30 protein-coding genes are annotated in these 25896 nt (G+C 72.2%); 15 read left to right on the forward strand and 15 right to left on the reverse strand.

Going from position 1 to position 25896, the window contains the following annotated elements:
* Nucleotides 1–46 precede the first annotated feature (46 nt).
* Complete coding sequence (locus IE248_RS02120; RefSeq protein ID WP_008741559.1) at nucleotides 47–232, forward strand: DUF6104 family protein; 186 nt, start codon at nucleotides 47–49, stop codon at nucleotides 230–232.
* Nucleotides 233–348: 116 nt separating this feature from the next.
* On the opposite strand, the gene sodN is transcribed toward IE248_RS02120, so the two are convergent.
* Complete coding sequence (sodN, locus tag IE248_RS02125) at nucleotides 349–744, reverse strand: superoxide dismutase, Ni (protein ID WP_008741558.1); 396 nt, start codon at nucleotides 742–744, stop codon at nucleotides 349–351.
* A gap of 182 nt (nucleotides 745–926) precedes the next feature.
* Between sodN and sodX the strand changes: the two genes are divergently transcribed.
* A complete protein-coding gene (gene sodX, locus IE248_RS02130; RefSeq protein WP_073773106.1) occupies nucleotides 927–1346 on the forward strand; it encodes a nickel-type superoxide dismutase maturation protease in 420 nt (139 codons plus the stop codon).
* Here the strand turns inward: sodX and IE248_RS02135 are convergent.
* Nucleotides 1250–1879 carry a CGNR zinc finger domain-containing protein gene (locus IE248_RS02135; protein ID WP_008741556.1) on the reverse strand — a complete coding sequence of 210 codons (630 nt, stop codon included), beginning with the start codon at nucleotides 1877–1879 and terminating at the stop codon, nucleotides 1250–1252. The two genes, sodX and IE248_RS02135, sit on opposite strands and share 97 nt — an antisense overlap.
* Nucleotides 1880–1961: 82 nt before the next feature.
* Here IE248_RS02135 and IE248_RS02140 point away from each other — a divergent pair, with 82 nt between their 5' ends.
* Nucleotides 1962–2717, forward strand: coding sequence for a class I SAM-dependent methyltransferase (locus tag IE248_RS02140; RefSeq protein WP_073798234.1), 756 nt, complete (start codon nucleotides 1962–1964; stop codon nucleotides 2715–2717).
* Between the two features lie 76 nt (nucleotides 2718–2793).
* On the opposite strand, the gene IE248_RS02145 is transcribed toward IE248_RS02140, so the two are convergent.
* From IE248_RS02145 to IE248_RS02155, 3 genes are read right to left on the reverse strand one after another with little or no spacing between them, the layout of a single operon-like run.
* Entirely contained in the window at nucleotides 2794–3561 is a 768-nt protein-coding gene (locus IE248_RS02145; protein WP_008741554.1) for an amino acid ABC transporter ATP-binding protein, read from the reverse strand.
* The gene (locus IE248_RS02150; protein ID WP_008741553.1) at nucleotides 3558–4508 is read right to left on the reverse strand and encodes an amino acid ABC transporter permease; all 951 of its coding nucleotides are present in this window, start codon (nucleotides 4506–4508) and stop codon (nucleotides 3558–3560) included. The genes IE248_RS02145 and IE248_RS02150 overlap by 4 nt, the downstream gene beginning before the upstream one ends.
* Nucleotides 4509–4544: 36 nt before the next feature.
* Nucleotides 4545–5504, reverse strand: a complete 960-nt coding sequence (locus tag IE248_RS02155; protein WP_073798233.1) for an ABC transporter substrate-binding protein — start codon at nucleotides 5502–5504, stop codon at nucleotides 4545–4547.
* Nucleotides 5505–6026: 522 nt separating this feature from the next.
* Between IE248_RS02155 and IE248_RS02160 the strand changes: the two genes are divergently transcribed.
* The 4 genes from IE248_RS02160 (at nucleotide 6027) to IE248_RS02175 (ending at nucleotide 9488) form a co-directional block, all read left to right on the forward strand.
* Nucleotides 6027–7229, forward strand: coding sequence for an NAD(P)-dependent malic enzyme (locus IE248_RS02160; protein WP_008741550.1), 1203 nt, complete (start codon nucleotides 6027–6029; stop codon nucleotides 7227–7229).
* A gap of 440 nt (nucleotides 7230–7669) precedes the next feature.
* Nucleotides 7670–8632, forward strand: a complete 963-nt coding sequence (locus tag IE248_RS02165; RefSeq protein ID WP_008741548.1) for a zinc-binding dehydrogenase — start codon at nucleotides 7670–7672, stop codon at nucleotides 8630–8632.
* 83 nt (nucleotides 8633–8715) lie between these two features.
* Nucleotides 8716–8925 carry a helix-turn-helix domain-containing protein gene (locus tag IE248_RS02170; protein WP_008741547.1) on the forward strand — a complete coding sequence of 70 codons (210 nt, stop codon included), beginning with the start codon at nucleotides 8716–8718 and terminating at the stop codon, nucleotides 8923–8925.
* Nucleotides 8925–9488 (forward strand): Clp protease N-terminal domain-containing protein, encoded by a 564-nt coding sequence (locus IE248_RS02175; RefSeq protein ID WP_190029849.1) that lies wholly within the window; start codon nucleotides 8925–8927, stop codon nucleotides 9486–9488. The genes IE248_RS02170 and IE248_RS02175 overlap by 1 nt, the downstream gene beginning before the upstream one ends.
* Here the strand turns inward: IE248_RS02175 and IE248_RS02180 are convergent.
* The 3 genes from IE248_RS02180 to IE248_RS02190 all read right to left on the reverse strand — a co-directional run bounded on the left by IE248_RS02180 (nucleotide 9485) and on the right by IE248_RS02190 (nucleotide 13036).
* On the reverse strand, nucleotides 9485–10408 hold the full coding sequence (locus IE248_RS02180) for a PadR family transcriptional regulator (RefSeq protein ID WP_073798230.1): 924 nt from the start codon (nucleotides 10406–10408) through the stop codon (nucleotides 9485–9487). The two genes, IE248_RS02175 and IE248_RS02180, sit on opposite strands and share 4 nt — an antisense overlap.
* A 1-nt stretch (nucleotide 10409) precedes the next feature.
* The gene (locus IE248_RS02185) at nucleotides 10410–11345 is read right to left on the reverse strand and encodes a DUF4097 family beta strand repeat-containing protein (protein ID WP_073798229.1); all 936 of its coding nucleotides are present in this window, start codon (nucleotides 11343–11345) and stop codon (nucleotides 10410–10412) included.
* 758 nt (nucleotides 11346–12103) lie between these two features.
* Nucleotides 12104–13036: a LysR family transcriptional regulator gene (locus tag IE248_RS02190; protein ID WP_037793289.1), complete on the reverse strand. Its 933-nt coding sequence runs from the start codon at nucleotides 13034–13036 to the stop codon at nucleotides 12104–12106.
* Nucleotides 13037–13243: 207 nt separating this feature from the next.
* Between IE248_RS02190 and snpA the strand changes: the two genes are divergently transcribed.
* Nucleotides 13244–13912 carry a snapalysin gene (snpA, locus tag IE248_RS02195; protein ID WP_008741543.1) on the forward strand — a complete coding sequence of 223 codons (669 nt, stop codon included), beginning with the start codon at nucleotides 13244–13246 and terminating at the stop codon, nucleotides 13910–13912.
* On the opposite strand, the gene IE248_RS02200 is transcribed toward snpA, so the two are convergent.
* From IE248_RS02200 to IE248_RS02220, 5 genes are all read right to left on the reverse strand, one after another.
* The gene (locus tag IE248_RS02200; RefSeq protein ID WP_008741542.1) at nucleotides 13909–14118 is read right to left on the reverse strand and encodes a hypothetical protein; all 210 of its coding nucleotides are present in this window, start codon (nucleotides 14116–14118) and stop codon (nucleotides 13909–13911) included. The two genes, snpA and IE248_RS02200, sit on opposite strands and share 4 nt — an antisense overlap.
* A gap of 37 nt (nucleotides 14119–14155) precedes the next feature.
* The gene (locus tag IE248_RS02205; RefSeq protein WP_190029850.1) at nucleotides 14156–14737 is read right to left on the reverse strand and encodes a dihydrofolate reductase family protein; all 582 of its coding nucleotides are present in this window, start codon (nucleotides 14735–14737) and stop codon (nucleotides 14156–14158) included.
* Between the two features lie 104 nt (nucleotides 14738–14841).
* On the reverse strand, nucleotides 14842–15444 hold the full coding sequence (locus tag IE248_RS02210) for a GNAT family N-acetyltransferase (protein WP_190029851.1): 603 nt from the start codon (nucleotides 15442–15444) through the stop codon (nucleotides 14842–14844).
* Nucleotides 15445–15581: 137 nt separating this feature from the next.
* Complete coding sequence (locus IE248_RS02215) at nucleotides 15582–16655, reverse strand: family 2 encapsulin nanocompartment cargo protein polyprenyl transferase (protein ID WP_073798227.1); 1074 nt, start codon at nucleotides 16653–16655, stop codon at nucleotides 15582–15584.
* A 51-nt stretch (nucleotides 16656–16706) separates the two neighbouring features.
* Nucleotides 16707–18116, reverse strand: a complete 1410-nt coding sequence (locus IE248_RS02220) for a family 2B encapsulin nanocompartment shell protein (RefSeq protein WP_073798226.1) — start codon at nucleotides 18114–18116, stop codon at nucleotides 16707–16709.
* A gap of 224 nt (nucleotides 18117–18340) precedes the next feature.
* On the opposite strand from IE248_RS02220, the gene IE248_RS02225 reads away from it, so the two are divergent.
* The 4 genes from IE248_RS02225 to IE248_RS02240 all read left to right on the forward strand — a co-directional run bounded on the left by IE248_RS02225 (nucleotide 18341) and on the right by IE248_RS02240 (nucleotide 21806).
* Nucleotides 18341–18796 carry an RrF2 family transcriptional regulator gene (locus tag IE248_RS02225; protein WP_037793285.1) on the forward strand — a complete coding sequence of 152 codons (456 nt, stop codon included), beginning with the start codon at nucleotides 18341–18343 and terminating at the stop codon, nucleotides 18794–18796.
* 127 nt (nucleotides 18797–18923) lie between these two features.
* The gene (locus IE248_RS02230; protein WP_190029852.1) at nucleotides 18924–20120 is read left to right on the forward strand and encodes a globin domain-containing protein; all 1197 of its coding nucleotides are present in this window, start codon (nucleotides 18924–18926) and stop codon (nucleotides 20118–20120) included.
* 170 nt (nucleotides 20121–20290) lie between these two features.
* Nucleotides 20291–20881, forward strand: a complete 591-nt coding sequence (locus IE248_RS02235; RefSeq protein ID WP_190029853.1) for an N-acetylmuramoyl-L-alanine amidase — start codon at nucleotides 20291–20293, stop codon at nucleotides 20879–20881.
* A 37-nt stretch (nucleotides 20882–20918) separates the two neighbouring features.
* The gene (locus IE248_RS02240; RefSeq protein ID WP_190029854.1) at nucleotides 20919–21806 is read left to right on the forward strand and encodes a 1-aminocyclopropane-1-carboxylate deaminase/D-cysteine desulfhydrase; all 888 of its coding nucleotides are present in this window, start codon (nucleotides 20919–20921) and stop codon (nucleotides 21804–21806) included.
* Between the two features lie 38 nt (nucleotides 21807–21844).
* On the opposite strand, the gene IE248_RS02245 is transcribed toward IE248_RS02240, so the two are convergent.
* On the reverse strand, nucleotides 21845–23425 hold the full coding sequence (locus IE248_RS02245; protein WP_073798223.1) for a Na+/H+ antiporter: 1581 nt from the start codon (nucleotides 23423–23425) through the stop codon (nucleotides 21845–21847).
* A gap of 64 nt (nucleotides 23426–23489) precedes the next feature.
* Here IE248_RS02245 and IE248_RS02250 point away from each other — a divergent pair, with 64 nt between their 5' ends.
* The 3 genes from IE248_RS02250 (at nucleotide 23490) to IE248_RS02260 (ending at nucleotide 25378) form a co-directional block, all read left to right on the forward strand.
* Nucleotides 23490–23750: a UBP-type zinc finger domain-containing protein gene (locus IE248_RS02250; RefSeq protein WP_008741531.1), complete on the forward strand. Its 261-nt coding sequence runs from the start codon at nucleotides 23490–23492 to the stop codon at nucleotides 23748–23750.
* Between the two features lie 213 nt (nucleotides 23751–23963).
* A complete protein-coding gene (locus IE248_RS02255) occupies nucleotides 23964–24377 on the forward strand; it encodes an ATP-binding protein (protein WP_008741530.1) in 414 nt (137 codons plus the stop codon).
* Between the two features lie 11 nt (nucleotides 24378–24388).
* Nucleotides 24389–25378: an RNA polymerase sigma factor SigF gene (locus IE248_RS02260; protein ID WP_079196278.1), complete on the forward strand. Its 990-nt coding sequence runs from the start codon at nucleotides 24389–24391 to the stop codon at nucleotides 25376–25378.
* A gap of 9 nt (nucleotides 25379–25387) precedes the next feature.
* Here IE248_RS02260 and IE248_RS02265 read toward each other — a convergent pair whose 3' ends face one another.
* A complete protein-coding gene (locus IE248_RS02265) occupies nucleotides 25388–25858 on the reverse strand; it encodes a hypothetical protein (protein ID WP_008741528.1) in 471 nt (156 codons plus the stop codon).
* Nucleotides 25859–25896: the final 38 nt, after the last annotated feature.

Consider the following 25896-nt stretch of genomic DNA (forward strand, 5'->3'; position numbering starts at 1 on the left):
CTGGCGGGAAACACCCCTTCACCCTCATCACGGCACGGAGCCCGACTTGTACTTCACCGATCGCGGCATCGAGGAGCTGGAGAAGCGGCGCGGCGAGGAGGAGGTCACCTTCGAGTGGCTCGCCGAGCAGCTGCGCACCTTCGTCGACCTGAACCCGGACTTCGAGGTCCCGGTGGAGCGTCTGGCCACCTGGCTGGCCCGCCTGGACGACGACGAGGCCGACGACGAGTAGCCACGGCGTACGCCCGGCGGACGTCAGGCGGACGTCAGGGACGCGCGAAGGGGCCCGACCGGTGTGCGGTCGGGCCCCTTCTGCTGTGCGGCCGGCGGTGAGCCGGGGCTGCCGGATCAGGCGGCCTTGGTCTCCCAGAAGATCCGGTCGATCTCGGCGATGAGCTCAAGGGCCTTCTGGCCCGTCGCCGGGTCGTTCGACGCCTTCGCGGCCGAGAGGGCCTTCAGGGTGTCGTTGACCAGCGTGTGCAGCTGCGGGTACTTCTCGAAGTGCGGGGGCTTGAAGTAGTCGCTCCACAGCACCGAGACGTGGTGCTTGGCGAGCTCGGCCCGCTGCTCCTTGATGGTGATGGCGCGCGCGCGGAAGTCGGCGTCCTCGTTGGCCTGGTACTTCTCCTGGACGGCCTTGACGGACTCGGCCTCGATGCGGGCCTGGGCAGGGTCGTACACGCCGCACGGCAGGTCACAGTGGGCGGAGACCTTCGCCTTGGGGGCGAAGAGGCGGGAAAGCATGGGGTAATTCCTCCTCGTGATCGTCTTCTCAAGGGGGAGATTACTCGCTCGGATACCGGAATTCTCGGCCGCCCCCGTGGGCTTAGGACAAAAGTCCAGGGTGCCGGGAGGCGGGGTGAGCGAATGTACGGGCGCGTGCGGCAGCATGCGGGGAGGGACGAGGAGGCCGAGGAGGCCAGGCGATGGTGGAGAACAGGCGCTCGCGGACGCGCTTCGAGGTGTTCGAGGTGACGGGCCCGTCGATGGTGCCCACGCTGCTGCACGGGGACCGGCTGGTGGTGCGCCACGGCAAGGCGGTCCGGCCGGGTGACGTGGTGGTGCTGCGGCATCCCTTCCAGCAGGACCTGCTGGTGGTGAAGCGGGCCGTGGAGCGGCGCCCGGGCGGCTGGTGGGTGCTCGGGGACAACCCGTACAACGAGACCGGCGACAGCACCGTCTACGGGACGGTGCCCGAGGAGCTGGTGCTGGCGACGGCCGTGCTGCGGCTGCGGCCGCTCCCGGCGGATCAGCGTTCGCTGAGGGCGCGGCTGTCCTGGGCGGCCTCGGCGCTGCGCCCGCTGTGGGCGGACGTCTCGGCCTCCAGCCGCTTGCGGGCGCGGTAGGCGGCGACGTTGGCGCGGGTGGCGCAGCGGTCGGAGCAGTAGCGCCGGGAGCGGTTGGTCGAGGTGTCGAGGTAGGCGTTGCGGCAGGGCGCGGCCTGGCACAGCCCGAGGCGGTCGGGGCCGTGCTCGGTGAGGTGGAAGGCCAGCCCGAAGGACGCGATGGCGGCGTATCCGGCGGAGGCGTTCGAGGGGTGGTCGGCGAGGTGGATGTGCCAGTTGGGCGCGCCGTCCTCGCCGAGGGTCTCGTGGCCCGAGACCTGGGGGCTGACGGGGAACTCCATGAGCAGCGAGTTCAGCAGGTCGACGGCGAGGACGTGGTCGCCGCCGTCGGCGGCCTCGAACACGGCGCGCAGCCGGCCGCGCACGTTGCGGAAGCGGGTCACGTCGGCGTCGGTGACGCGGCGGGCGGCCTGCACTCCGGGGCCGAAGAGGGCACGGACGGCGTCCACGGAGGTGAGCGCGTCCTTGTTGCGGGCCGGCTCCTCGGTGTTGACCAGACGCACGGCGTGGTCCGAGTAATGGGCCAGTTCCACTTGTAGTCCTTACGGCTGCGGATTAGGGTCTCGGGTAACGGCTGAGACGTCTTCGAGGGTATTACGTGTGGAGGGGTTCGGGATGGTGGACACCGTGACCGACTGGCAGGCCTGGCAGTCGAGCTGGGACCGGCAGCAGGAGTGGTACATGCCCGACCGCGAGGAGCGGTTCCGGGTGATGCTGGACATGGTCGAGGCCCTGGTGGGCCCCGCCCCCCGGGTGCTGGACCTCGCGTGCGGTACGGGAAGTATCACGGACCGCGTCTTCAAGCGCTTCCCGGACGCCACCAGCACGGGCGTCGACCTGGACCCCGCGCTGCTGACCATCGCCCGGGGCCACTTCGCGGGGGACGAGCGGGTCAGCTTCGTCACCGCCGACCTGAAGGACCCGGACTGGCCCTCGGCGCTCCCGTACGACTCGTACGACGCGGTGCTGACGGCCACCGCCCTGCACTGGCTGCACAGCCCCCGGCTCGCGGTGCTCTACGGGCAGCTGGCCCCGCTGGTCCGCGCGGGCGGCGTCTTCATGAACGCCGACCACATGCCCGACCCGACGACCCCGCTGATCAACGCCGCCGAGCGGGCCCACCGGCACGCCGGCATGGACCGGGCGCGGGCGGCGGGCGCCCTCGACTGGGCCGACTGGTGGGCGGAGGCGGCCGCCGACCCGGTGCTGGCCGAGCCGACCAAGCGCCGCTTCGAGATCTACGGGGAGCACGCCGACGGCGACACCCCGGACGCCGCCTGGCACGCCCGGACGCTGCGCGAGGCGGGCTTCTCGGAGGCCCGTACGGTCTGGCGCTCGCCCTCGGACGCCCTGGTGCTCGGCGTCAGGTAGCCGGAGGCCGGGCGGCCCGGCCACGCGTGAGGGGCGGTACGGGATTCCCGTACCGCCCCTCAACCACGTGACGCGCCTACAGCACCTTGGAGAGGAACGCCTTCGTCCGCTCGTGCTGCGGGTTGCCCAGGACCTCGCGCGGGTGCCCGGACTCGACGACCACGCCGCCGTCCATGAAGACGAGGTTGTCCCCGACCTCGCGGGCGAAGCCCATCTCGTGCGTGACCACGATCATGGTCATGCCCGATTCGGCCAGGTCCCGCATGACGTCGAGGACGTCACCGACGAGCTCCGGGTCGAGCGCCGAGGTGGGCTCGTCGAAGAGCATCAGCTTCGGCTCCATGGCCAGCGCGCGGGCGATCGCCACGCGCTGCTGCTGGCCGCCGGAGAGCTGCGTCGGGTAGTTGCCGCCCTTGTCGCCGAGGCCCACGCGGTCGAGCAGCTTGACCGCGCGCTCGCGCGCCACGGCCTTGCTCTCGCCCTTGACCATGACGGGGGCTTCCATGACGTTCTCGATGGCCGTCATGTGCGGGAACAGGTTGAAGCGCTGGAAGACCATGCCGATCTCGCGGCGCTGGGCCGCGACCTCGTTGTCCTTCAGCTCGTAGAGCTTGTCGCCCTTCTGCTTGTACCCGACCAGCTGGCCGTCCACCGAGAGGCGCCCGGCGTTGATGCGCTCCAGGTGGTTGATGCAGCGCAGGAAGGTCGACTTGCCGGAGCCGGACGGGCCGACCAGGCAGAAGACCTCGCGCGGGGCGACTTCGAGGTCGATGCCGCGCAGGATGTGGGCGGCGCCGTACGACTTGTGGACGCCCTCGGCCTTGACCATCGGCTGAGCGGTCATCGCGCGACCTCCGTACGGCGGAACATGTTCAGGTTGGCACGCAGGCGCTGGAACGGCGTCGGCGGCAGGTTCCGCGTGGAACCACGGGCGAAGCGGCGCTCCAGGTAGTACTGGCCGACGCTGAACACACTGGTCAGAGCCAGGTACCAGAAGGAGGCCACGAACAGCATCTCCATGATGGCACCGGCCGTGTTGCCGATGTTCGACGAAGCCCGCAGGAGTTCCGTGTACTGCACCGCCGAGACCAGTGACGAGGTCTTCAGCATGTTGATGAACTCGTTGCCGGTCGGCGGGATGATCACGCGCATCGCCTGCGGGAGCACGATCCGGCGCATGGTCTTCGTCTGCGGCATGCCGAGCGCGTGGGCGGCCTCGGTCTGGCCCTCGTCGACCGACTGGATGCCGGCCCGGACGATCTCCGCCATGTACGCGCCCTCGTTCAGGCCGAGGCCCAGGAGGGCGACCATGAACGGGGTCATGACGTCGACGGTCTCGTTCTTGTAGATCGGACCGAGGTTGATGTACTGGAAGATCAGCGACAGGTTGAACCACACCAGCAGCTGGACGTACACCGGGGTACCGCGGAAGAACCAGATGTAGAGCCAGGAGACGGCGCCCGTCACCGGGTTCTTGGACAGGCGCATCACCGCGAACACGATGCCGAGCAGGAGGCCCAGCGCCATGGAGGAAACGCTGATGATCACGGTGTTCCCGAGGCCGCTGAGGACCGCCGGGTCGAACAGCTTGTCCTTGACCGTCGCCCAGATGACGTTGCCCTGGGAGAAGGCGTAGACGAGCCAGCCGAGCAGCGCGACCACGATCACGCCGCTGACCCAGCGGCCGTAGTGCCGCACCGGGATTGCCTTGATGGCCTCGTACGGGGTGTCCGAGGCGCCGGATCCGGCCGGCGGGGTGTCGGCCGGACCCTTTTCGATCTTGTCAGTCACAATGACTGCCCTTCAGTGGAGCGTGGAGCGCGGGACTTACTGACCGGCGTTGACCGTCGCGGACTTGACGGCACTGTCCTGCACGTTCCACTTCTCAAGAGCCTTGCCGTAGGAGCCGTCCTTGATGGCGGCGTCGAGGGCCTGCTTGAGGGCGTCGCGGAGCTGGGTGTTCTCCTTGCTCACGCCGATGCCGAAGAGGCCGACGTCGCTCTGCTGGCCGGCGATCTCGAAGTCGTTGCCGCCGCCGGAGGTCTTCACGGTGTAGGCGGCGACCGGGTAGTCGTTCAGGTCGGCGACGGCGCCGCCGGCCTTGACGCGGGTCTGCGCCTCGGCGTCGGTGTCGAAGGCCTGGATGGTGAGCTTCTTGTCACCGCACTTCTCGGCCTGCGCCTTGAAGGTGTCCTCGTAGATGGTGCCGCGCTGGACGGCCACGGTCTTGCCGCAGAGGTCGTCCATCGACTTGATGCCCTCGGGGTTGCCCTTCTTGACGAGGAGCGAGAGGCCGGAGGAGAAGTAGTCGACGAAGTCGACGCCCTTGCCGATCTTCTGACCCTTGTCGTCCAGGCCCTCCTGGCGCTTCTTGTTGTCGGTGATCGAGGACATGATCACGTCCTGGCGGCCCGTGTAGATCGAGGTGATCAGACCGTCGAAGGTGCCCGCGGTGAACTCGAACTTCACACCGAGCTGCTTGCCGAGCGCCTCGGCGATGTCGGGGTCGACACCGACGATCTTGCCGCCCTCGACGAACTCCATCGGCGCGTACGCCGAGTCCGTGCCGACCTTGATGACACCGGCGTCCTGGATCTTCTTCGGCAGGGCCGAGAAGAGGGGGGCCGTGTTGTCCTTCTTGGCCGAGGAGGAGGGAGTGGACGAGCCGCCGCTCTCGGTCTGGTCACCACAGCCGGTGAGGACGAGGGCGCCGGCGACCGCGATCGCGCCGACCGCGGCGATGCGGGACCGGGCGGCGGTCGTACGACGGGTGGTGCTTGCGGTCATGGGCTGGTTCCTCCGACAGGTGGAAAGCATCCGAAAACGGTCGTGGCACGCACCATCGAGTGTCGCGACCTTGTGTGGTTACGGCATCTTGCCATTCGGACTGACGCATTCAGGCAGCTCGTCAGGTCAAAATCGGATAACGGACATCCCCGGCGGCCCATCAGCCCTGCGGGCGCTGGCTCTTCCGGCCGGACTATGCGCTGTGACCAGCGACTTTCACCGCAGCATTTACTGTGCGTCTCGACTGTTGGACAGTAAGGTTTGGACCTTTCGCCAAAACCGGGACAGCAGGCTTAGGGTCGAGCAGGAATCGACTCGTCTGGGCGAGCGTTCTTCCGGTAAAACGGATCCTTACACCCCTCACCAGGGGCTCAGGGCGCGCGTGCGGCGCGCCCGCGCGTACGAACCTCCCCTCCGCGCAGACGGGCAAGCCGTCGGCGCGGAGTACGGACGCGGTGCCCGCCCACCCCTTAACCAGGAGTGGTCACCCTCAACGATTCAAAAACTTAAGGGGCCAAGAAAGTGGCAGCGGAGATCGTCAATCCTCGCAGCGACAGCGGGACGGACAACAACCCCGATGCGGTGTTCGCGCTGCACCGGGGCGGCAAGATGGCCGTGCAGGCCACCGTGCCCGTCAACGACAAGGACGACCTGTCCCTCGCGTACACGCCGGGTGTGGCCAAGGTCTGCACCGCCATCGCGGAGAACCCGGAGCTCGTCCACGAGTACACCTGGAAGTCCAACGTCGTGGCCGTCGTCACCGACGGTACGGCCGTGCTCGGACTCGGTGACATCGGGCCCGAGGCCTCCCTCCCCGTGATGGAGGGCAAGGCCATTCTGTTCAAGCAGTTCGGTGGGGTCGACGCGGTTCCGATCGCGCTCGCGACCAAGGACACCGAGGAGATCATCGAGACGGTCATCCGTCTCGCGCCCTCGTTCGGCGGCGTGAACCTGGAGGACATCTCCGCCCCGCGCTGCTTCGAGATCGAGCGCCGGCTCCAGGAAGCCCTGGACATCCCGATCTTCCACGACGACCAGCACGGCACGGCGATCGTGACGCTGGCCGCCATGCGCAACGCGGCGAAGCTGACCGGCCGCACCCTCGGCGACCTGCGCGCCGTGATCTCGGGAGCGGGCGCGGCGGGCATCGCCATCGCCAAGATCCTGGTGGACGCGGGCATCGGCGACGTCTGTGTCACCGACCGCAAGGGCGTCGTCTCCGCGGACCGCTCCGACCTGACGGACGTCAAGGCGGAGATCGCGGGCCTGACGAACAAGAGCGGCCTGAACGGCTCGCTGGAGTCCGCCCTCGCGGGCGCCGACGTGTTCATCGGCGTCTCCGGCGGCACGGTGCCCGAGGAGGCGGTGGCCTCGATGGCGAAGGACGCCTTCGTCTTCGCCATGGCCAACCCGAACCCGGAGGTCCACCCGGAGGTCGCGCACAAGTACGCCGCGGTCGTGGCCACGGGCCGCTCGGACTTCCCGAACCAGATCAACAACGTGCTGGCGTTCCCGGGCATCTTCGCGGGCGCCCTGAAGGTCCGCGCGACCCGGATCACCGAGGGCATGAAGATCGCCGCCGCCGACGCCATCGCCGGCGTCGTGGGTGACGAGCTCGCCGCCGACTACGTGATCCCCTCGCCGTTCGACGAGCGCGTCGCCACGGCCGTCTCGGCCGCGGTCGCCGCCGCGGCGAAGGCCGACGGCGTGGCCCGCCTGGCCTGAGCGTCACCCGGTTCCACGTGAAGGGGCCCGGCCGGATCACTCCGGCCGGGCCCTTTCGCGTGACGCGGCACCCGGGACACCCGTACGGGCGTCCGGGGGACGCGGCGGAACGCACCCTCCTGGCCCCCGAACCGGGAGGGGTCGTTCGTCGTGGGGCCGTCGAGCCGGAATGACAGGCTCATGACGAGCAGTGCCGCGCGGCTTGAATATTACCCCGCCCCGGGGCTGGTTCATGACGTTCCGGTTCCATCCTCCGATGGCGCAAGAACCCATGGGGGAGCCGCAGTTGACAAGGTGTCTCACTATTCCGCTCCGGTCCCCCGCCCACCCATCTGGACGCAGCCCCGCACCCGCCCGGTTCCCGCGGATCCCATTGATCCGAACCCGCCGGGGAAGCCGGGCCTGGTGGCAGCCCCTACCGAGCGGTAGCGTCTGGCGGCATGTTCGCTGCCTACGCCGCCCGAATCGACCGTGACCAGCCGCTGAGCGGCCTTGAGCTGGGCGAGCGCCCGGCCCCCGAGGCCCGCCCCGGCTGGGTGACCGTGAACGTCAAGGCCGCCTCGCTCAACCACCACGACCTGTGGTCGCTGCGCGGGGTGGGCCTCGGCGAGGACAAACTCCCGATGATCCTCGGCTGCGACGCCGCCGGGATCGACCAGGACGGCAACGAGGTCGTCCTGCACTCCGTGATCGGCCAGAGCGGCCACGGGGTCGGCCCCGACGAGCCGCGCTCCATCCTGACCGAGCGCTACCAGGGGACCTTCGCCGAGCAGGTGACCGTCCCGGCCTGGAACGTCCTGCCCAAGCCCGCCGAGCTGTCCTTCGAGGAGGCCGCCTGCCTGCCGACGGCGTGGCTGACGGCGTACCGGATGCTGTTCACCAACGCGGGCGTCCGCCCCGGTGACTCCGTACTGGTCCAGGGCGCGGGCGGCGGGGTCGCGACGGCCGCGATCGCCCTCGGCAAGGCGGCGGGCCTGCGGGTCTTCGCCACCAGCCGGGACGAGGCCAAGCGCAAGCGGGCCGTGGAGCTGGGCGCGCTGGAGGCGTACGAGCCGGGCGCGCGGCTCCCCCGGCGGGTGGACGCGGTGATCGAGACGGTCGGCGCGGCCACCTGGTCGCACTCGGTGAAGTCGCTGCGGCCGGGCGGGACGCTGGTCATCTCCGGCGCCACCAGCGGGGACCGGCCGGCGCACGCCGAGCTGACCCGGATCTTCTTCCTGGAGCTGAAGGTGGTCGGCTCGACCATGGGCTCGAAGGACGAGCTGGAGGACCTGCTGTCCTTCTGCGCGGCGACGGGCGTGCGGCCGGTGATCGACGAGGTGCTGCCGCTGGACCGGGCGCGGGAGGGCTTCGAGAAGCTCGCGTCGGGCGACCTGTTCGGCAAGGTGGTCCTGACGGTCTGACCGGACCGGCCGCGCACCCCTCACCCTCCCACTCACGTCAACCGGGGTTGACGACCTCCGCTCGTCAACCTACATTGACGGGCATGACGGAAGCCACTGATCTCGCCGAACGGGCCGGTGACCGCGACCCGCGCGTGGGCCTGCGTGCCGTGGCCGCCCTCCGCAGACTGCTGGAGCAGCTGGAGGCGGTACAGGTGCGCAGTGCCCGCGCGCAGGGGTGGTCCTGGCAGGAGATCGCGGCCGAGCTGGGCGTGAGCCGGCAGGCCGTGCACAAGAAGCACGGGAGGGTTTGATGTTCGAGCGCTTCACGACCGCGGCCCGGGACGCCGTGACGGGCGCCGTGGCCGAGGCCCGGCGGGCCGGGGCGGCCACCGTCACCGAGGAACACCTGCTGCTGGCGCTGCTCGCCCAGGGAGCGCTGGACCCGCTGGGCGTGGACCGGGCTGCGGTCGCCGCCGGCCTCGCCCGGGCCCGCCGCCGGGGCGGGATGTCCAGGGCCGACGAGGAGGCGCTGGCCGGCCTCGGGATCGACCTGACCCGGATCCTGTCCCGGGTGGAGGAGACCCACGGCGAGGGCGCCCTCGCGGCCACGGCCCCCCGGCGGCGGACCCTCGGGACCTCGCTCCGCTCGGCCCTCGGCCGCCCGGAGCCGGCCGGCCGCCACGTCCCCTTCGCCCCGGGCTCGAAGCGGGTGCTGGAAGGGTCCCTCCGGATCGCCGTGGGCCGCGGGGACCGCCACATCGCCGCCCCGCACCTGCTCCTGGCCCTGCTGTCCCGCCCGGGCACGGTCTGCGAGGTCCTCGCGGACCACGGGGTCACCTACGAGGCGGCCGAGTCGGGCCTGACGGGCCCCTAACCCCTGAGCGTGCCGGTGACGCGGGCGGCGGCCGCGGCCAGATGGGCGCGGGCCTCGGCCAGCTGGGCCGGGGAGACCCCGTGGTCGCGGGCGGCGTCGCGGACGTCGTCGCGGAACCGGTCGAGCAGCCGGTCCAGGTCCCGGGCCGGGTCGGCCGTCGGGGCCAGGTCCTCGGCCCAGTCGGAGCCGGCGGCGGCCGAGGCGGTGGCACTCGTGGCGTTGGCGGCGCCGCCGGCACCGGTGGCACCGCCGCCGGAGCCCGCGCCCGCGGATCCGCCGCCGAGCCAGGCGCCGGCCAGGCTGCCCAGCATGCCGCCCGACTTCGCGAACTGCTCCTGGAACTGGGCCGCGATGCGCTGGACCTCCTCACGGGCCCGCTCCTGCGCCTCCTTGGCCTGGCGGCGGGCCTGCTGCGCCTCCTCGCGGGCCCGGCGGCTCTCGTCCTTCGCCCGCCGCGCCTGCTCCTTCCACTCGTGCTTCGCCTTGCGCAGCTCCTCCTTGGCCGCCGCCCAGGACGCGTCCTCGACGGGGGTCGCGGTCGCCGAGGCCGCGGCCCGCATCTCGCGCCGCAGATCGCCGGCCGCGCCCCTGACGTCCGCGCGGATCTCGGCGGCCAGCTCGGAGACCGAATCGCGGATCTCCAGCTCCAGGTCGGCGAGCTCGCCGCGGCGGTCGGCCAGTTCGGCGCGGCCCGCCTCGGTGATGGAGTACACCTTGCGCCCGCCCTCGGTGGCGTACGTGACCAGGCCTTCGGCCTCCAGCTTGGCGAGCCGGGGGTACACGGTGCCCGCGGAGGGCGCGTACAGGCCCTGGAAGCGCTCCTCCAGCAGGCGGATCACCTCGTACCCGTGGCGCGGCGCCTCGTCCAGGAGCCCCAGGAGGTAGAGGCGGAGGCGTCCGTGGGCGAAGACGGGCGGCATGTCAGAGCACCTTCTTGTCGAGCGTGAGGGGGGCGGAGGGGGTCGCGGCGTCGGCGGCCGGTCGGCGCAGCAGGGCGATGGCCCCGGAGACGGTGGTGGCCCGCAGGGTGCCGGTCCCCGCGCCGAGGGTGCCGGTGATCCGCTTGGCGCCCAGCTGGCCGGAGACCCGGAGGTCCTCGAAGGCGTTGGAGACCCCGCCGGTGGCGGTGTTGGCCTCGACGCGGGCGTCGGCCGGGTGCGGCAGACGGATCGCGACCTGGCCGGAGACGGAGTTGAGGAAGATGTCCACCGGGCTGGGCGCGGCCGGGTCGAGGGCCAGGTCGATGAGCATGTCGCCGCTGACGGAGTCGGCCCGTACGCTGCCGCCGGCGCCGTCGACCACGGTCAGGCCGCCGGAGACGGAGTGGAAACCGAGCTCGCCGGTGACGGACTGGGCCTCGACGCTGCCGGACACGGTGTGCGCCTTGACCCTGCCCGAGAGGCCGACGAGCGTGGCGTCGCCGGAGACTCCGTTGACGTCGGTGCCGCCGCGGATGCCGGAGACGAACGCGGCGGCGCTGACGGTGGCCACCTGGACGCGGGTCGCGGCGGGGACGGTGAGGGTGACGGTGGCGCTGCGCTCCCAGGCCTTGCGGCCGCTGCCGTCGCCGGAGCCGGCGGACCAGGCCTTCCAGGGCTTGGCCGCGAGCCACTCCTTGAAGCCGCGGGTGCCGTTCCAGGGGAGGTCCTCGTAGGAAACGGTGAGGACGCCGCCGTCCTGCACGACCTGGAGCGGCGGCCCGTCGACCGCGGCGACCTCCAGCCGGGCGGGGCCCTCGTCGGAGGCGACGACGTTGACGGTCCCGCCGACCAGGCGTACGTGGAGCTCGGCGACGGGCTCGTCGAAGGTGAGCTTCTGCGGTTCGGCGACCGACCGCGTCGACGTCTGCTCTGTCATTGCGGATCCTCCTCGGACGTGCGCGGACTGGGTCTCGACGCTCGCAACATATCGCGTCTCCCGAAAGACACGATATATCGCGCCCCCCCGAAGTCAAGCCACCCGCCTCCGGCCGCCGGCCTCAGCCCCGCCGGCGTTTGAGGCGCGGGGGTCCGGGGGCCGCCCGCTGGACCTCCGCCCCGCCCCCGCCACTCGGCCCGGCCGGCGCAACCCCAGCCCCGCCGGCGTTTGAGGCGCGGGGGTCCGGGGGCTGGCCCCCGGCGACGGCGCCGCACGTCAGGGCAGGCTTCGGCCCCGCGGGCCGCCTGCTGGGGCCCCGCCCCGCCCCGCCACTCGGCCCGGCCGGCGCAACCCCAGCCCCGCCGGCGTTTGAGGCGCGGGGGTCCGGGGGCTGGCCCCCGGCGACGGCGCGATCTCAGCCCCGCCGGCGTTTGAGGCGCGGGGGTCCGGGGGCTGGCCCCCGGCGACGGCGCCGCACGTCAGGGCAGGCTTCGGCCCCGCGGGCCGTCTGCTGGGGCTCCGCCCCAGACCCCGCGCCTCAAACGCCGGCGAGGCTGAAATGGCCCGGGCCACAGCCCAAGACGAGCCACCCGAGCAACCAGGCAGGCGCGGCCAAGCGGTGCGGCCGGAGCACCCGGACAGACGGCGCTGGCGGGCGTACGGGCAGGCGACGTAGCCAGGGCGGGCGCGGGCGCGACCGGGGCAGGAGCAGCCGGGGGCCGGCGCGGGCAGGTGGTCGGGGTAGCGCCCCGGAGGGGTTAGGCGGCTAGGAGGGGGCTTTCGTGGTGGTGGAGCCACGCCCGGTACGGCGGCGTCCGCAGCGCGGCCTCGCGATAGGCCGAGCGGAGGTCCTCGAAGACCTCCGCGTGCGCCCCCGGCCGGGTCGCCAGCAGCAGCCGCACCGCCAGCGGGTCCCCCGACAGCGGCCGGATCGCCATGTCGTCCCGCGGCCCGGACGTCGGCTGGCACGGCGCCACCGCCTCGCCGGAGATGATCAGCGAGGTCGCGGTGTGGTAGTCGGCGTGCAGGACAGGCGGATCGAGCCCCGCGCCCGCGAAGACCCGCCGCAGGCCGTCCCACTCGCCGTCGACCGACGGGTCGACCGTCCACCGGTCGCGCGCCAGGTCCCGTAGGTCCACCACCGCCCGCGCCGCCGCCGGATGGTCCCGGGACATCGACACGAACTGCGGCTCCCGCTCCATCAGGACCCGCATCTCCAGCCCGGCGGGCACCCGCAGCGGGCTGCCCTCGACCTCGTGCACGAACGCCACGTCCAGCTGACCCGAATCCACCATCCGCAGCAGCGCGTTGGCCGAGAGGTCCACCACCAGCGTGGTCTCGGTGTCCGGAAGCCTGCGGTGCAGCCGGCGCAGCCATCCCGGCAGGGCGCGGCTCGCCGTGGAGCCCAGCCGCAGCCTCGGCCCCCGGGCCACCGCACGCGCCTCGGCCACCAGCGCGGCCATCTCGGCGAGCAGCGGACGGGCCCGGCCGAGTACGGTGCGCCCGAACGGGGTGGGCCGGCAGCCGGTCCGCTCGCGCAGGAACAGCTCGCCGTCCAGGGCCCGTTCGATCCGGCGCAGCTGGGTCGTCAACGAGGGCTGGCTCACGCCGAGTTGCCGCGCCGCCTTGTGCAGGCTGCCGGCGTCGGCGATGGCGCACAGGGCGCGCAGGTGCCTGACCTCAAGCTCCATGTCCAGAGGGTAGGCCGGGGCCAGTGGACCGCACCAGCCACTGACGACCCACCGAATCCCGCCATTCTCAGGGAAGTTGGCCTGCCGAAACCCTCCGATAACCCGGAGCTATCGGTGGCTGACATCATCCCCCGCCCCCTTCCGCTCCCGCAGAATCCGGTACCGAACCACCCACCCCCCGCACCGGATGAGTAGGAGCCCCCCCACATGCGCCACTCCCGTACCTCCCGAACGGCCGTACTGGCCGCCACCCTCGGCCTCGGCCTGGCCACGGCCGTCGTCGGCGTCGCCCCCACCGCCAGCGCTGCCCCGGCGCCCGTCGGCAACGCCGCCAGCTACGCCGCGTACGAGCGCTCGCAGGAGAACGAGTCCGCCAACGCCGCGTTCTTCGACGCGGTCCGGCGCTCGGTGGCCGAGCAGCGTGCCGCGAACCCCGGCATCCGGGCCGTGACCGTCACGTACAACACCCGCAACGCCCCGAGCTTCCGTAGCCAGATAGCCCGTTCCACGCAGATCTGGAACAGCTCGGTGTCCAACGTCAAGCTCCAGGAGGTTTCCTCCGGCGGGAACTTCTCGTACTACGAGGGCAACGACTCGCGCGGTTCCTACGCGAGCACCGACGGCCACGGCCGGGGCTACATCTTCCTCGACTACCAGCAGAACCAGCAGTACAACTCCACCCGGGTGACCGCGCACGAGACGGGCCACGTGCTGGGTCTGCCGGACCACTACTCGGGGCCGTGCTCCGAGCTGATGTCGGGCGGCGGTCCGGGCACCTCGTGCCAGAACCCCAACCCGAACGCCGCGGAGCGCTCCCGCGTGAACCAGCTGTGGGCCAACGGCCTGGTCGGCTCCGGCCTGGGGTCGAAGGGCTAGCCGGCCGCCGGGGCGACGGACGCCGGACAGTCCGGGTTCCGGCAGGAACCCGCCACCCACTCCGGTACGAAGATGCCCAGGGACTTGCGCCGCCTGACGACGGTGTCGACGGATCCGCCACAGGCCGGGCACACGCGCTGCGCGTGTCCGGCCTGCGGTGCGACCCTGATGCGTGCCTGCTCTTCGCCGCGCTGCTGACCGGTCATACCTCCACGGTAGGCCGGTTTCCCTCCGCGCGGGGGGTCAGAGCGCACGGGCGTAGGTGGTGACGAGCTGGCCGCCGCCGAAGGTCTTGACCCCGGTCAGCTCCAGCCCACGCGGCGCGAAGCCGGCGCGCGACATCGGGATGCCGGAGCCCGCGAACACCGGGTACGTCTTGACGATGAACTCGTCGATCTCGTCGGCCAGCCGGCCGGCCAGGTCGGCGCCTCCGCACAGGTAGATCCCGAGGCCGGGCCGCGCCTTCAGCTCGCGCACCAGCGCCACGGCGTCCCCGCTGAAGATCTTCACGGCCGGGTCGGGCGACTCGGTCAGGGACCGGGACAGCACGTACTGCTCCAGGTGGGCGTAGGGGCTGGTGATCCCCGCCTTGAGCGCCGGGTCATAGGTGCCGCGCCCCATCAGGACCGTGTCGAAGCGCTTCGCGGCGCCCGCGCCGACGCCCATGAGGGCCCGGACGTGGGTGGGCAGGGTCTCCGGGAACTCCGCCGCCATGTGGGCGATGTACTCCGGGTCGGTCCAGCGGGTGAGGAAGTCACCGTCCCCATCCGGGTCCGCGATGAACCCGTCGACGGACGTGCCGACGTAATACGTGAGCTTGCGCAAGTAGATCTCTTTCGCTCGACCGCACCCCTCGATCAGGGCACGTCAGGCAAAGTACTGCACCTGAAGTACTTCGACAAGCCCCTTACCCCTCGGCCCGCCCCGTCTCAGCCCCGCGGCTTGCGCCACATCGGCCACATCAGCGGCCCGCCCGGCAGCCGCACCGGCTCCCCCGTGACCTCCCAGCCGAGCCGCTCGTACAGCACCTTGCTGCGCTCGCTGCTCGCCTCCAGATACGCCGGCAGGCCCTCGCGGTCGCAGCGCTCCAGCACCGGACGCATCAGTTCCGTGCCGAGCCCCTCCCCCTGCCGGCCGGGCGCGACCGCGATCATCAGCAGGTACTCGTGCTCCTCGGCGGTCGGGTGCACCGCGCCCGTCAGGCGCCCCACCAGCTCGCACCGCTCGTTGTCGGGATCGGCCGCCGCCCGCATCCGCGCCGGCACCTCGTCCTCGGCGGCCTCGGCGTCGGGGTCACCAGCCGGGACCCGCAGCCACAGCGCCGCCGCCGAGCCGTCCACCGCGCAGTCGATCCGGCCCTCCTCCAGCGCCACGTCCACGAAGACGCCGAGGAACTTCCCGTGCACCGCCGCCCGGTGCTCCGGATCCGGGAAGACCCAGCCGCTCACCGGGTCGTCGCGGAAGGCCACGTCCAGCAGCCGCGCCACCGCGTCCCGGTCGGACTGGTCCGCCTGACGTATCTCCAGCACCATGGGTCACACCCTTCGCTCACGCCTCAACAGCCTTGAGCGATCCTAGAGTTGACCCCGAATGCGCGGAAAGCCCTGTTCCGGCACCTGATGGTGCCGGAACAGGGCTTGCGCGCCGCCGCCGGACGCGTCCTACGAGGTCACCTGGTACGGCGCGTGACGAACTCCGCCAGCGCCAGCAGCCCGCCCGCCGCCGCGAGGTCGGGAACGGCCCGGGACAGCTGCTGCACCGCCCGGCCCATCCGGTCCGCGGCATGGGCCTGCGCCCAGTCGCGGCCGCCGGCCCGCTCGACCGCCGCGGCCGCCGCGTGCACGTCGTCCCCGGTCATGGGGCCCGCGTACAGCGCGGCCAGCTCCTTGCCCGCCGTGGTGCCCGAGGTGAGGGCGGCCACGACCGGGAGCGACTTCTTGCGGGCGATCAGATCGGCCCCGGCGGGCTTGCCGGTGTGCCCCGGATCCCCCCAGATGCCGATCAGGTCGTCGATCAGCTGGAAGGCCAGCCCGGCCTCCCGCCCGAAGGCGTCCATCGCGTCGACCTCGTCGGGCCCCGCGCCCGCGTACAGCGCGCCGAGCGCGCAGGCGCAGCCCAGCAGGGCCCCGGTCTTGGCCATGGCCATCGTCAGGCACTCGTCGAGCGAGACGTCCGGGCGCTGTTCGAAGGCGCAGTCCGCCTGCTGGCCGGCGCACAGCTCGATGATGCAGGTCGCCAGCCGGGCCGAGGCGGCGGCCGAGGCCGGATGCCCGTCCTGGACCAGCAGCCGCAGCGCGAGCGCGAGCATGGCGTCGCCCGTGATGATCGCGTCCGGCGTCCCGAAGACGGTCCAGGCCGTGGCCCGGCCGCGACGCCGGACGTCCTTGTCGATGACGTCGTCGTGCAGCAGCGTGAAGTTGTGCGCCAGCTCCACGGCCACCGCCGCCCGCACGACGGCCCGCAGACCGTCGTCCCCGTCCCCGTCCCCGGTGTCCGCCGGCCCCCGCAGGGCCCGGGCCGCGGCGAGCACGAGGGCGGGCCGGATGGCCTTGCCCGCGTTGCCCGCCGCCGGGGTGCCGTCCGCGTGCTCCCAGCCGAAGTGGTACATCGCGACGCGCCGCATCGAACCGGGCAGGCTCTCGACCGTCCGGCGCAGTTCCGGATTGACGGCGTCTCTCGTCCGCTCCAGCAGGGCCGCGGCTTCGTGGCCCTCGCCGGCCGTGATGGTCTCAGTGGTCGCCATGGCGTGTCCCGTGTGTCCTTTGCGTCCGCTCCCGCGTTCCGGCCGGCCGGCTCAGCGCCAGCGGCCGATCTCGACGTTCTCCAGGACGCCGAGCGCGTCCGGCACGAGGACCGCGGCGGAGAAGTAGGCGGTGACCAGGTAGGAGATGATCGCCTGCTCGCTGATCCCCATGAAGCGGACCGACATGCTCGGCTCGATCTCGTCCGGGATCCCGGGCTGGTGGAGGCCGACGACCCCGGACTCCTCCTCACCGGTGCGCATGCAGAGGATGGACGTCGTGCGCGCGTCGCTGATCGGGATCTTGCTGCTCGGGAAGATCGGCACGCCGCGCCAGGACGGCACCCGGTGGCCGCCGACGTCGATCGACTCGGGGTACAGGCCGCGCCGGTTGCACTCGCGGCCGAAGGCGGCGATGGCCTTGGGGTGGGCGAGGAACATCTTGGAACCGCGCCGCATGCTGAGCAGCTGGTCCATGTCGTCGGGGCTGGGCACGCCGTCGTGCGGCTGGATGCGCTGGTCGTAGTCGGCGTTGTGGAGCAGGCCGAAGTCGGTGTTGTTGAGCATCTCGTGCTCCTGGCGCTCCCGCAGCGCCTCGACCGTGAGCCGCAACTGCTGCTCGGTCTGGTTCATCGGCTGGTTGTACAGGTCGGCGACGCGCGTGTGCACCCGCAGGACCGTTTGCGCGATGGAGAGTTCGTACTCGCGCGGCTTGGCCTCGTAGTCCACGAAGGTGCCGGGCAGGACGGCCTCGCCCTGGTGGCCGGCGGAGAGGTCGATCGCGGCCTCGCCGTACTTGTTGGTCCGCTGGGCGGGCAGCGACCGTACGGACTCGACGTGCGCGCGCAGGCTGTCGACGCGGTCGGCGAGGAGCTGGAAGTCCTGGCGGGACAGGACGAGGGCGGTGCCGGAGGTGGCGGCGCGGGCGGTGTACTCCCAGATCGCCTCCTCGTCCACGAGGGAGTCCTCGCCGAAGTAGGCGCCGTCGGCGACGGTCTGCAGGACCGCGTCCTCGCCGTAGGGGCCGGGGCCGACCTGGTCGATGCGGCCGTGAGCGAGCAGGAACACCTTGTCGGAGGGGCTGCCGAAGGAGGTCAGCTCCTGGCCGGCCGCGAAGTCGAGCTGCTGGCACCGCGCGGCGAGCTCGGTGAGGACGTCGAGGTCCTCGTAGGCGCGCAGCAGCGGGAGCTCGCCGAGCTCGGCCGGGATGACCTGGACCTGGGTCCCGGTCTTGATGAACTCCACGCGTCCGTCGCCGACGGAGTAGCTCAGCCGCCGGTTGACCCGGTAGGTGCCGCCCTGTACCGACACCCACGGCAGCATCTTCAGGAGCCACCGCGAGGTGATCTCCTGCATCTGCGGCGCGGACTTCGTCGTGGTTGCCAAGTTCCGTGCGGCCGAGGTCGCGAGACTGCGCTGCGGCGGAGACTGGGCCTCGGTTTCGGAACCTGCCTGGACCGACATGTGTTTCCCTTTCGATCACTCCATGGGTCTGCTGGGCCAGCCTTCAGCACACGACGTGGTGGGACCATTACACAAAAGGGTGGGACTACTCCGTGTGGGTCTGGGCACTCTTTGGGGTCAGCTCCCGCGTCCCAGGCCCCTTGAGCCCCACCGGTTTCAGCCACCTCACGCCAACCGTCAGCTTTAACTTGCAAGACAGATGCAACTTTCCGTACGGTGGCGCCATGCGGCTGACCCGATTCACCGATCTGGCGCTCCGCGTCCTGATGCGCCTGGCCGTCGCGGACGCGGACCTCCCCACCACGCGCGACGTGGCGGCGACCATGGAGGTCCCGTACACGCACAGCGCCAAGGTGGTGGCCAGGCTGCGGCACCTCGGGCTGATCGAGGCGCGGCGCGGCCGCGGCGGAGGGCTCGCGCTCACCGCCGCCGGACGGGCCGCCTCGGTGGGCGGGGTGGTCCGTGAACTGGAGGGCGCCGGTGACGTCGTGGACTGCGACGGGGCCGTGCCCTGCCCGCTGCGCGGCGCGTGCGTGCTGCGCGGCGCGCTGCGCGGGGCCCAGGAGGCGTTCTTCGCCGCCCTGGACCCCCTGACGGTGAACGACCTGGTGGCGGCCCCGACCGGGCCGCTGCTGCTGGGCATTTCGAGCGGCCCGCCGGGGCGGACCGTAGACCCCTGACCCCGGGCCGGGTGGCCGGTTCCCGCTGCCCGGACCCCACGCCTCGAACAGGTGCCCCCATCCCCCCACGCACCACGCCCAAAAATACGCATTTCAGATTCCAATTAACGCGACCGAGGAGTTCCGCATGCTGTCGGAGAAGTCGACCGAGACCGTACGAGCCACCCTGCCCGCCGTCGGCGCGGCCATCGGCGACATCGCGGAGCTCTTCTACGCGAAGCTGTTCGCGGCCCACCCGGCCCTGCTGCGCGACCTGTTCAACCGCGGCAACCAGAACTCCGGCGCCCAGAAGCAGGCCCTGGCCGGCTCCATCGCCGCCTTCGCGACCCACCTCCTGACCCACCCCGGCACCCGCCCCGACGTGATGCTGAACCGGATAGCCCACAAGCACGCCTCGCTCGGCATCACCCGCGAGCAGTACGAGATCGTCCACCACCACCTCTTCGAGGCCATCGCGGAGATCCTCGGCGAGGCCGTCACCCCCGAGGTCGCCGAGGCCTGGGACGAGGTCTACTGGCTGATGGCGGGCGCCCTCGTCGCCATCGAGGACCGCCTCTACGCGCAGCGGCAGGTGCTCGCGGGCGACGTCTGGCGCGACTGGCGGATCGCCGCCCGGTTCGAGGAGACGGCCGACTGCGCCACCTTCCACCTCGTCCCGGCCGACGGCGCCCCCGCCCCCGCCTTCGCGCCCGGCCAGTACGTCTCCGTACAGGTCGAACTCCCCGACGGCGCCCGGCAGATCCGCCAGTACAGCCTCTCCCGCTCGCCCGGCTCCGCGGTGCGCGCGATCACCGTCAAGCGGGTCCACGGCCCGGCCGCGGCGGGCCCCGACGGCGAGGTCTCCCACCACCTCCACACCCGCGTCCGCACCGGCGACACCCTGCGCGTCTCGGCCCCGTACGGCGACCTGGTCCTGCGGGACTCCGGCGCGCCGGTGCTGCTCGCCTCCGCCGGGATCGGCTGCACCCCGATGCTGTCGATGCTGGAGCACCTGTCCGACACCGGGCACACCGCGCCCGTGACCGTCCTGCACGCCGACCGCTCCCCCGCCGACCACGCGCTGCGCGGCGACCACCGGAGCCTGACGCACAAGCTGCCGGACGCCTCGGCCCGGTTCTGGTACGAGGCGGACGCCGAGCCGGGCGACTCCCACGGCCGCCTCGACCTGACGGACGTCCCGGTCGCGCCCGGCACCACCGCGTACCTGTGCGGGCCGCTCCCGTTCATGCGGGCCGCGCGTGCGCAGCTGCTGGCCAAGGGGGTCCGCGCCGCGGACATCCACTACGAGGTGTTCGGCCCGGACCTCTGGCTGGCAGCCGGGTGACCCCCGCGGCGGGCGGGCCGGCCGGGGTGGCCGGTGCGGCCGGGACGGGTGTCCGGATCGGCTCGCTCGCCGTACGAATCCACTAGCGGCGGAAGGATCGCCTCCACTACACCGGTACGTAACGGGGTGACCACGAAAGGTCACCACCACGCACCGCAAAGGAGGCGGTCATGGCCTCACCCATGTCCGCGGACCGGTTCATCAGCGCACTGCGGCACGAAAGCCTGACCGTCGTGGAGGTCGGCGCCTGGCGCACTCACAACCGCAACCACAAGGGCCCCTGGGGCCCCGTGCACGGGGTGATGGTCCACCACACCGTCACGCACGGCACCGGGTACACCGTCCGGCTCTGCCGCGAGGGCGACGAGGACCTGCCCGGCCCGCTCTGCCACGGCGTGATCACCAAGGACGGCCGCGTCCACCTGGTCGGCTACGGCCGCGCCAACCACGCGGGCGCGGGCGACTCCGACGTCCTGGCGGCGGTGATCGCGGAGAAGCGCCTCCCCGTGGACCACCGCGCCGACACCGACGGCAACCGGCACTTCTACGGCTTCGAGTGCGAGAACCTCGGCAACGGCGAAGACCCCTGGCCGGCGGTGCAGCTCGACGCGATCGCCCGCGCGGCGGCCGCGCTGTGCCGCGTGCACGGCTGGACCGCGCGCTCGGTGATCGGCCACCGCGAATGGCAGCCCGGCAAGATCGACCCCAGGGGCTTCACGATGGACGCGATGCGCGTGCGCGTCGCGGAGCGCCTGAAGTAGCGCGGCGGCCGGGCCGGGCTCCGCCGACAATGGGCGGGTGAACCCCTTGCAGCCCCGGCCGCCGTCCCCGCTCGTCGAAGTCACCGACGAGCGGTTCGCCGCGCGCGGGGTACGGCTGCTGCTGAAGCGGGACGACCTCGTACATCCGGAGCTGCCCGGGAACAAGTGGCGCAAGCTCGCGCCGAACCTGCGGGCGGCGGTGGAGGGCGGCTTCCCGGCGCTGGTGACGTTCGGCGGGGCGTACTCGAACCACCTGCGGGCCACGGCGGCGGCCGGGCGGCTGCTGGGCCTCCCGACGATCGGCGTGGTCCGCGGGGACGAGCTGGCCGGGCGGCCGCTGAACGAGTCCCTCGCGCGGTGCGCGACGGACGGCATGCGGCTGCGGTTCGTCTCCCGGGCGGAGTACCGCCGCAAGGCCGAGCCGGAGGTACTGGCCCGGCTGCTCGCCGGGGCGGGCGCGGCCGGGGCGTACGTGGTGCCGGAGGGCGGCAGCAACGCACTGGCCCTGCGGGGCTGTGCGGAGCTGGGGCGGGAGCTGCGGGGCGCGGCGGACGTGGTCGCGGTGGCCTGCGGCACCGGCGGCACCCTCGCGGGCCTGGCGGCGGGCCTCGGCCCGGGCGGGCGCGCGCTGGGCGTGCCGGTCCTTGCGGGCGGCTTCCTGGGGGCGGAGATACGTTCCCTCCAGCTGGCCGCGTTCGGCGCCCCGGCGGGCGACTGGAGCCTCGCGGAGGGCTTCCACCACGGCGGCTACGCCCGCGTCCCGGCGGAGCTGGAGGCGTTCGCCGCCGACTTCGAGGCCCGGCACGGCCTCCCGGTCGAGCGGATCTACGTGGCGAAACTGCTCTGGGCCCTGACGGAGCTCACCCGCTCCGGCGCCTTCCCCCCGGGCACCACCCTCGCCGCCGTCGTCACGGGACGCCCGTAGCCCCCGGGCGTCCGGCCCCCGGCCCCGGCCCGCAGGGGCTACGGGGACTCTTCGCGGTAGGCCGCCGCCTCCTCCAGGTCCAGGCGGCGCAGGAGGGCGCGGAGCATCTCGTCGTCGATCTGGCGGCGGTCCCGGAGGGCCACGAACACCTCCCGTTCGACCTCGATCATCTCGCCCGCGAGCCGTCGGTACACGTCGTCCGCCGACTCCCCCGTCACCGCGTTGACCTCGCCGAGCCGTTCCCACACCGCGTTGCGCCGGCGCTCCAGCACCGTCCGCAGCCGTTCCACCAGCGGTGGCGGCAGGTCGTTGCCGGGGTCCGCGAGGAGTTCCTCCAGGCGCTCCTCCGCCGCCCGCGAGGCCTCGCTCTGCGCCTGCGCCTCCGCGAGGGTCTCCGCCTGCACGTCCCGTTTCGGCAGCCTCAGCACCCGGATCAGCGGCGGCAGCGTCAGTCCCTGCACCACCAGCGTCGCGATGACCGTCGTGAACGTCAGGAAGAGGATCAGGTTCCGGTGCGGCACGCTGATCGGCACGGAGAACGCGATCGCCAGCGAGACCACGCCCCGCATCCCCGCCCAGCCCACCACGACCGGCGCCTTCCAGTTCACCTCGGGTTCGCGCCGCCGGACCCGCTCCGACAGCACCCGCGGCAGGAACGTCGCCGGGAACACCCACACGTACCGGGCCACCACCACGACGAGGAACACCACGACCGCGTACCAGGCCGCGTCCACCCCCTGGTACTCGCCCAGCCCCTTCATCACCACCGGCAGCTGGAGTCCGATCAGCGCGAAGACCACCGACTCCAGGATGAAGGCGACCATCTTCCAGACCGCCGCCTCCTGGAGCCGCGTCGCGAAGTCGACCTGCCAGTTCCGGTGCCCCAGGTACAGCGCGACCACGACCACCGCCAGCACCCCGGAGGCGTGCACCCGCTCGGCCGCCGCGTACGCCACGAACGGGATCAGCAGCGACAGCGTGTTCTGCAGCAGCGGCTCGCGCAGCCGCTTGCGCAGGTGGTGGATCGGCACCATCAGCAGCAGGCCGACGCCGACGCCGCCCACCGAGGCCAGCAGGAACTCCGCGATGCCGCCCGCCCAGCCGGCGCTCGTCCCGATCACCGCCGCCAGCGCCACGTTGTACGCGGTGATCGCGGTCGCGTCGTTGACCAGCGACTCACCCTGGAGGATGGTCGTGATCCTGTTCGGCAGCCCGAGCTTGCGGGCGATCGCGGTCGCCGCCACCGCGTCCGGCGGCGCGATCACCGCCCCCAGCACCAGCGCCACCGGCAGCGACAGCCCCGGCACGAGCAGGAACGCCGCGTACCCGACGACCACCGTCGCGAAGATCACGTACCCGACCGACAACAGCGCGACGGGCCGGATGTTCGCCCGCAGGTCCAGGTACGAACTGTCCACGCCGGCCGTGTACAGCAGCGGCGGGAGCAGCAGCGGCAGCACGATGTGCGGGTCCAGGGCGTACGGCGGCACGCCGGGGACGTACCCGGCGATCAGCCCGGCGGCGACCAGCAGCAGCGGTGCCGGCACCGGCGTCCGGCGGGCCACTGCCGCCACGACGGCACTGCCGGCGACCAGCGCCACCAGTGGCAATACCTCCATCGAAGATCACCCTCGCTCGATTTCATCCGACTGAGCACGCCCGTACCTCAGTACGCTGGCCATCATGAGCGAGTGCACCCATGTTCCCGAACTGCCGCGCCCCGAGCCTGTCCCACGTGGGCAGACCTGTCCGGATTGTCTGGCGCTCGGAAGCCACCCGGTGCAACTGAGGCTCTGCCTGTGGTGCGGGTACGTGGGGTGCTGCGACTCCTCCCCCCACCGGCACGCCACGGCGCACTACCAGGAGACGGGCCATCCGGTGATCCGGAGCTTCGAACCGGGCGAGACGTGGCGGTGGTGCTATGTCGACGGTTCGATCGTCTGAGGCGGGGTAGTTCAACCCTCCGCCGGTTCCCCTGATTTGGGCCCCGCAGACCCCTAGCCACTGTGCGTGCCCATGGGCTTACCATCAGTCACTGACAGAGGCATGGCCGTCCTGGGCGCTCCTTTCGGGTGCCATGAGGGGTGCCGCGACACGATCGACCGGATCGCGGTAGCGTCACCGGCGAACAGAGCTCGTACCACCTTGGAGGTGAGGGTGTCCCAGATCGCAGGCGAGCCCGGGACCCAGGACTTCGTGGAAGTCCGGCTGCCGGCTGCGGGTGCCTACCTGTCTGTGCTGCGAACGGCCACGGCCGGACTCGCGGCACGTTTGGACTTCACTCTCGACGAGATCGAGGACCTCCGCATCGCGGTGGACGAGGCCTGCGCGATCCTGCTCCAGCAGGCCGTGCCGGGCTCCGTCCTCAGCTGCGTCTTCCGGCTGGTGGACGATTCGCTGGAGGTGACCGTCTCGGCACCTACCACCGACGGCCGCGCACCGGAACGCGACACGTTCGCGTGGACGGTCCTTTCGGCCCTGGCCGGCAAGGTCGAGGCCACCGTCGAGGAGAACCGGACAGTGAGCATCAGCCTCTACAAACAGCGCGGCGCGGGACCAGGCCCGGCGTGAGCGGCGGGGAGATCCCGGTGCGGGGCGGGGATCTGCCCCGGGTACGGCACGAGGTCGACGGCGGCATCCCGGAGCAGCAGCACGCCCGGCCGCACCCGGCTGACGCGGATGCGGAATACGGCTTTTTGGACTCGGCGGAGCGACGGGCGGGCCCTATGAGCGACAACCAGCACGACCAGCCAGAGTCACCGGAGGCCGCTGCCACGGCCCCGGTGACACCGGCGCCGCCCCTGGCGGCGGCGGATCCGCGCGACCGCAGTGGCGCGCGGGCCCTGTTCTTCGAGCTGCGGGAGCTGCCCGAGGGCTCGGTGGAGCGCGCGGAACTGCGCAACCGGCTCGTCCGGATGCACCTGCCGCTGGTCGAGCACCTGGCGCGGCGGTTCCGCAACCGCGGCGAGCCGCTGGACGATCTGACACAGGTCGCGACGATCGGCCTGATCAAGTCGGTGGACCGGTTCGACCCCGACCGCGGCGTCGAGTTCTCCACGTACGCCACCCCCACGGTGGTGGGAGAGATCAAACGGCACTTCCGCGACAAGGGCTGGGCGGTGCGCGTGCCCCGGCGCCTGCAGGAGCTGCGGCTCTCGCTGACGACGGCCACGGCGGAACTGTCCCAGCAGCACGGCCGCTCGCCGACCGTGCACGAGCTGGCGGAGCGGCTCGGGATCTCCGAGGAGGAGGTGCTGGAGGGGCTGGAATCGGCCAATGCCTACAGCACCCTGTCCCTGGACGTCCCGGACACGGACGACGAGTCCCCGGCGGTCGCGGACACGCTGGGCTCGGAGGACGAGGCGCTGGAGGGCGTCGAGTACCGGGAGTCCCTCAAGCCGCTGCTGGAGGGGCTGCCACCGCGGGAGAAGCGGATCCTGCTGCTGCGGTTCTTCGGGAACATGACCCAGTCGCAGATCGCGCAGGAGGTCGGCATCTCGCAGATGCACGTCTCCCGCCTGCTGGCCCGGACCCTGGCCCAGCTCCGGGAGAAGCTCCTCGTCGAGGAGTAGCCGCAGGGGCTATCGGGTCCGCTCGCCGGGCCCGATTCCCAGAGCCTCGGTCGCCGTCGGGTTCACCAGCAGGGCCACGACGGCCACGGCCGCCAGCGCCAGACCCACGGCGGCGGCGGCCATCGCCCCGCCCGTGGTCCACAGGGTCCACGCCACCGGGAGCGCCATCAGCTGGGTGATCAGCGCCGGGCCGCGGCTCCAGCGGCGGCCCAGGCGCAGCCCGCGGGCCGCGATCAGCGGCAGCGCGGCGAGCGCGAGCAGGGTCACGCCCCCGGTCTCGGCCTGCTGCGGGGAGTCGGGGTCGCCGGCGATGCCCACGAACAGCATGTAGACGCCGAGGCCGGCCAGCGCCAGGCCCTCCAGCGCGGTGAGCGCGGCGGCGGCGGTCAGCCGGCCGGGCAGCGCGGCGGCAGCGGCACCCGTACCGGTCGCACCGGTCGCTTCGGTCGCGGGGGCATTCGAGGCAGGCTTCTTACTCACCCCAGCAGGGTAGCCGCGCCCCGCCGGCCCGGGAGGGG

Source organism: Streptomyces goshikiensis, from assembly GCF_014650555.1.
Taxonomy (GTDB): domain Bacteria; phylum Actinomycetota; class Actinomycetes; order Streptomycetales; family Streptomycetaceae; genus Streptomyces; species Streptomyces goshikiensis.

Coding starts and splice junctions, on each gene's coding strand:
- IE248_RS02175 (WP_190029849.1), top strand. CDS start 8,925: ATGTTCGAGCGCTTCACGACCGCGGCCCGGGACGCCGTGACGGGCGCC.
- IE248_RS02245 (WP_073798223.1), bottom strand. CDS start 23,425: ATGGAGGTATTGCCACTGGTGGCGCTGGTCGCCGGCAGTGCCGTCGTG.
- IE248_RS02235 (WP_190029853.1), top strand. CDS start 20,291: ATGGCCTCACCCATGTCCGCGGACCGGTTCATCAGCGCACTGCGGCAC.
- IE248_RS02185 (WP_073798229.1), bottom strand. CDS start 11,345: ATGACAGAGCAGACGTCGACGCGGTCGGTCGCCGAACCGCAGAAGCTC.
- IE248_RS02155 (WP_073798233.1), bottom strand. CDS start 5,504: ATGACCGCAAGCACCACCCGTCGTACGACCGCCGCCCGGTCCCGCATC.
- IE248_RS02215 (WP_073798227.1), bottom strand. CDS start 16,655: ATGGCGACCACTGAGACCATCACGGCCGGCGAGGGCCACGAAGCCGCG.
- IE248_RS02140 (WP_073798234.1), top strand. CDS start 1,962: ATGGTGGACACCGTGACCGACTGGCAGGCCTGGCAGTCGAGCTGGGAC.
- IE248_RS02210 (WP_190029851.1), bottom strand. CDS start 15,444: ATGGTGCTGGAGATACGTCAGGCGGACCAGTCCGACCGGGACGCGGTG.
- IE248_RS02230 (WP_190029852.1), top strand. CDS start 18,924: ATGCTGTCGGAGAAGTCGACCGAGACCGTACGAGCCACCCTGCCCGCC.
- IE248_RS02165 (WP_008741548.1), top strand. CDS start 7,670: ATGTTCGCTGCCTACGCCGCCCGAATCGACCGTGACCAGCCGCTGAGC.
- sodX (WP_073773106.1), top strand. CDS start 927: ATGGTGGAGAACAGGCGCTCGCGGACGCGCTTCGAGGTGTTCGAGGTG.
- IE248_RS02145 (WP_008741554.1), bottom strand. CDS start 3,561: ATGACCGCTCAGCCGATGGTCAAGGCCGAGGGCGTCCACAAGTCGTAC.
- snpA (WP_008741543.1), top strand. CDS start 13,244: ATGCGCCACTCCCGTACCTCCCGAACGGCCGTACTGGCCGCCACCCTC.
- IE248_RS02170 (WP_008741547.1), top strand. CDS start 8,716: ATGACGGAAGCCACTGATCTCGCCGAACGGGCCGGTGACCGCGACCCG.
- IE248_RS02190 (WP_037793289.1), bottom strand. CDS start 13,036: ATGGAGCTTGAGGTCAGGCACCTGCGCGCCCTGTGCGCCATCGCCGAC.
- IE248_RS02250 (WP_008741531.1), top strand. CDS start 23,490: ATGAGCGAGTGCACCCATGTTCCCGAACTGCCGCGCCCCGAGCCTGTC.
- IE248_RS02225 (WP_037793285.1), top strand. CDS start 18,341: ATGCGGCTGACCCGATTCACCGATCTGGCGCTCCGCGTCCTGATGCGC.
- IE248_RS02200 (WP_008741542.1), bottom strand. CDS start 14,118: ATGACCGGTCAGCAGCGCGGCGAAGAGCAGGCACGCATCAGGGTCGCA.
- IE248_RS02180 (WP_073798230.1), bottom strand. CDS start 10,408: ATGCCGCCCGTCTTCGCCCACGGACGCCTCCGCCTCTACCTCCTGGGG.
- sodN (WP_008741558.1), bottom strand. CDS start 744: ATGCTTTCCCGCCTCTTCGCCCCCAAGGCGAAGGTCTCCGCCCACTGT.
- IE248_RS02220 (WP_073798226.1), bottom strand. CDS start 18,116: ATGTCGGTCCAGGCAGGTTCCGAAACCGAGGCCCAGTCTCCGCCGCAG.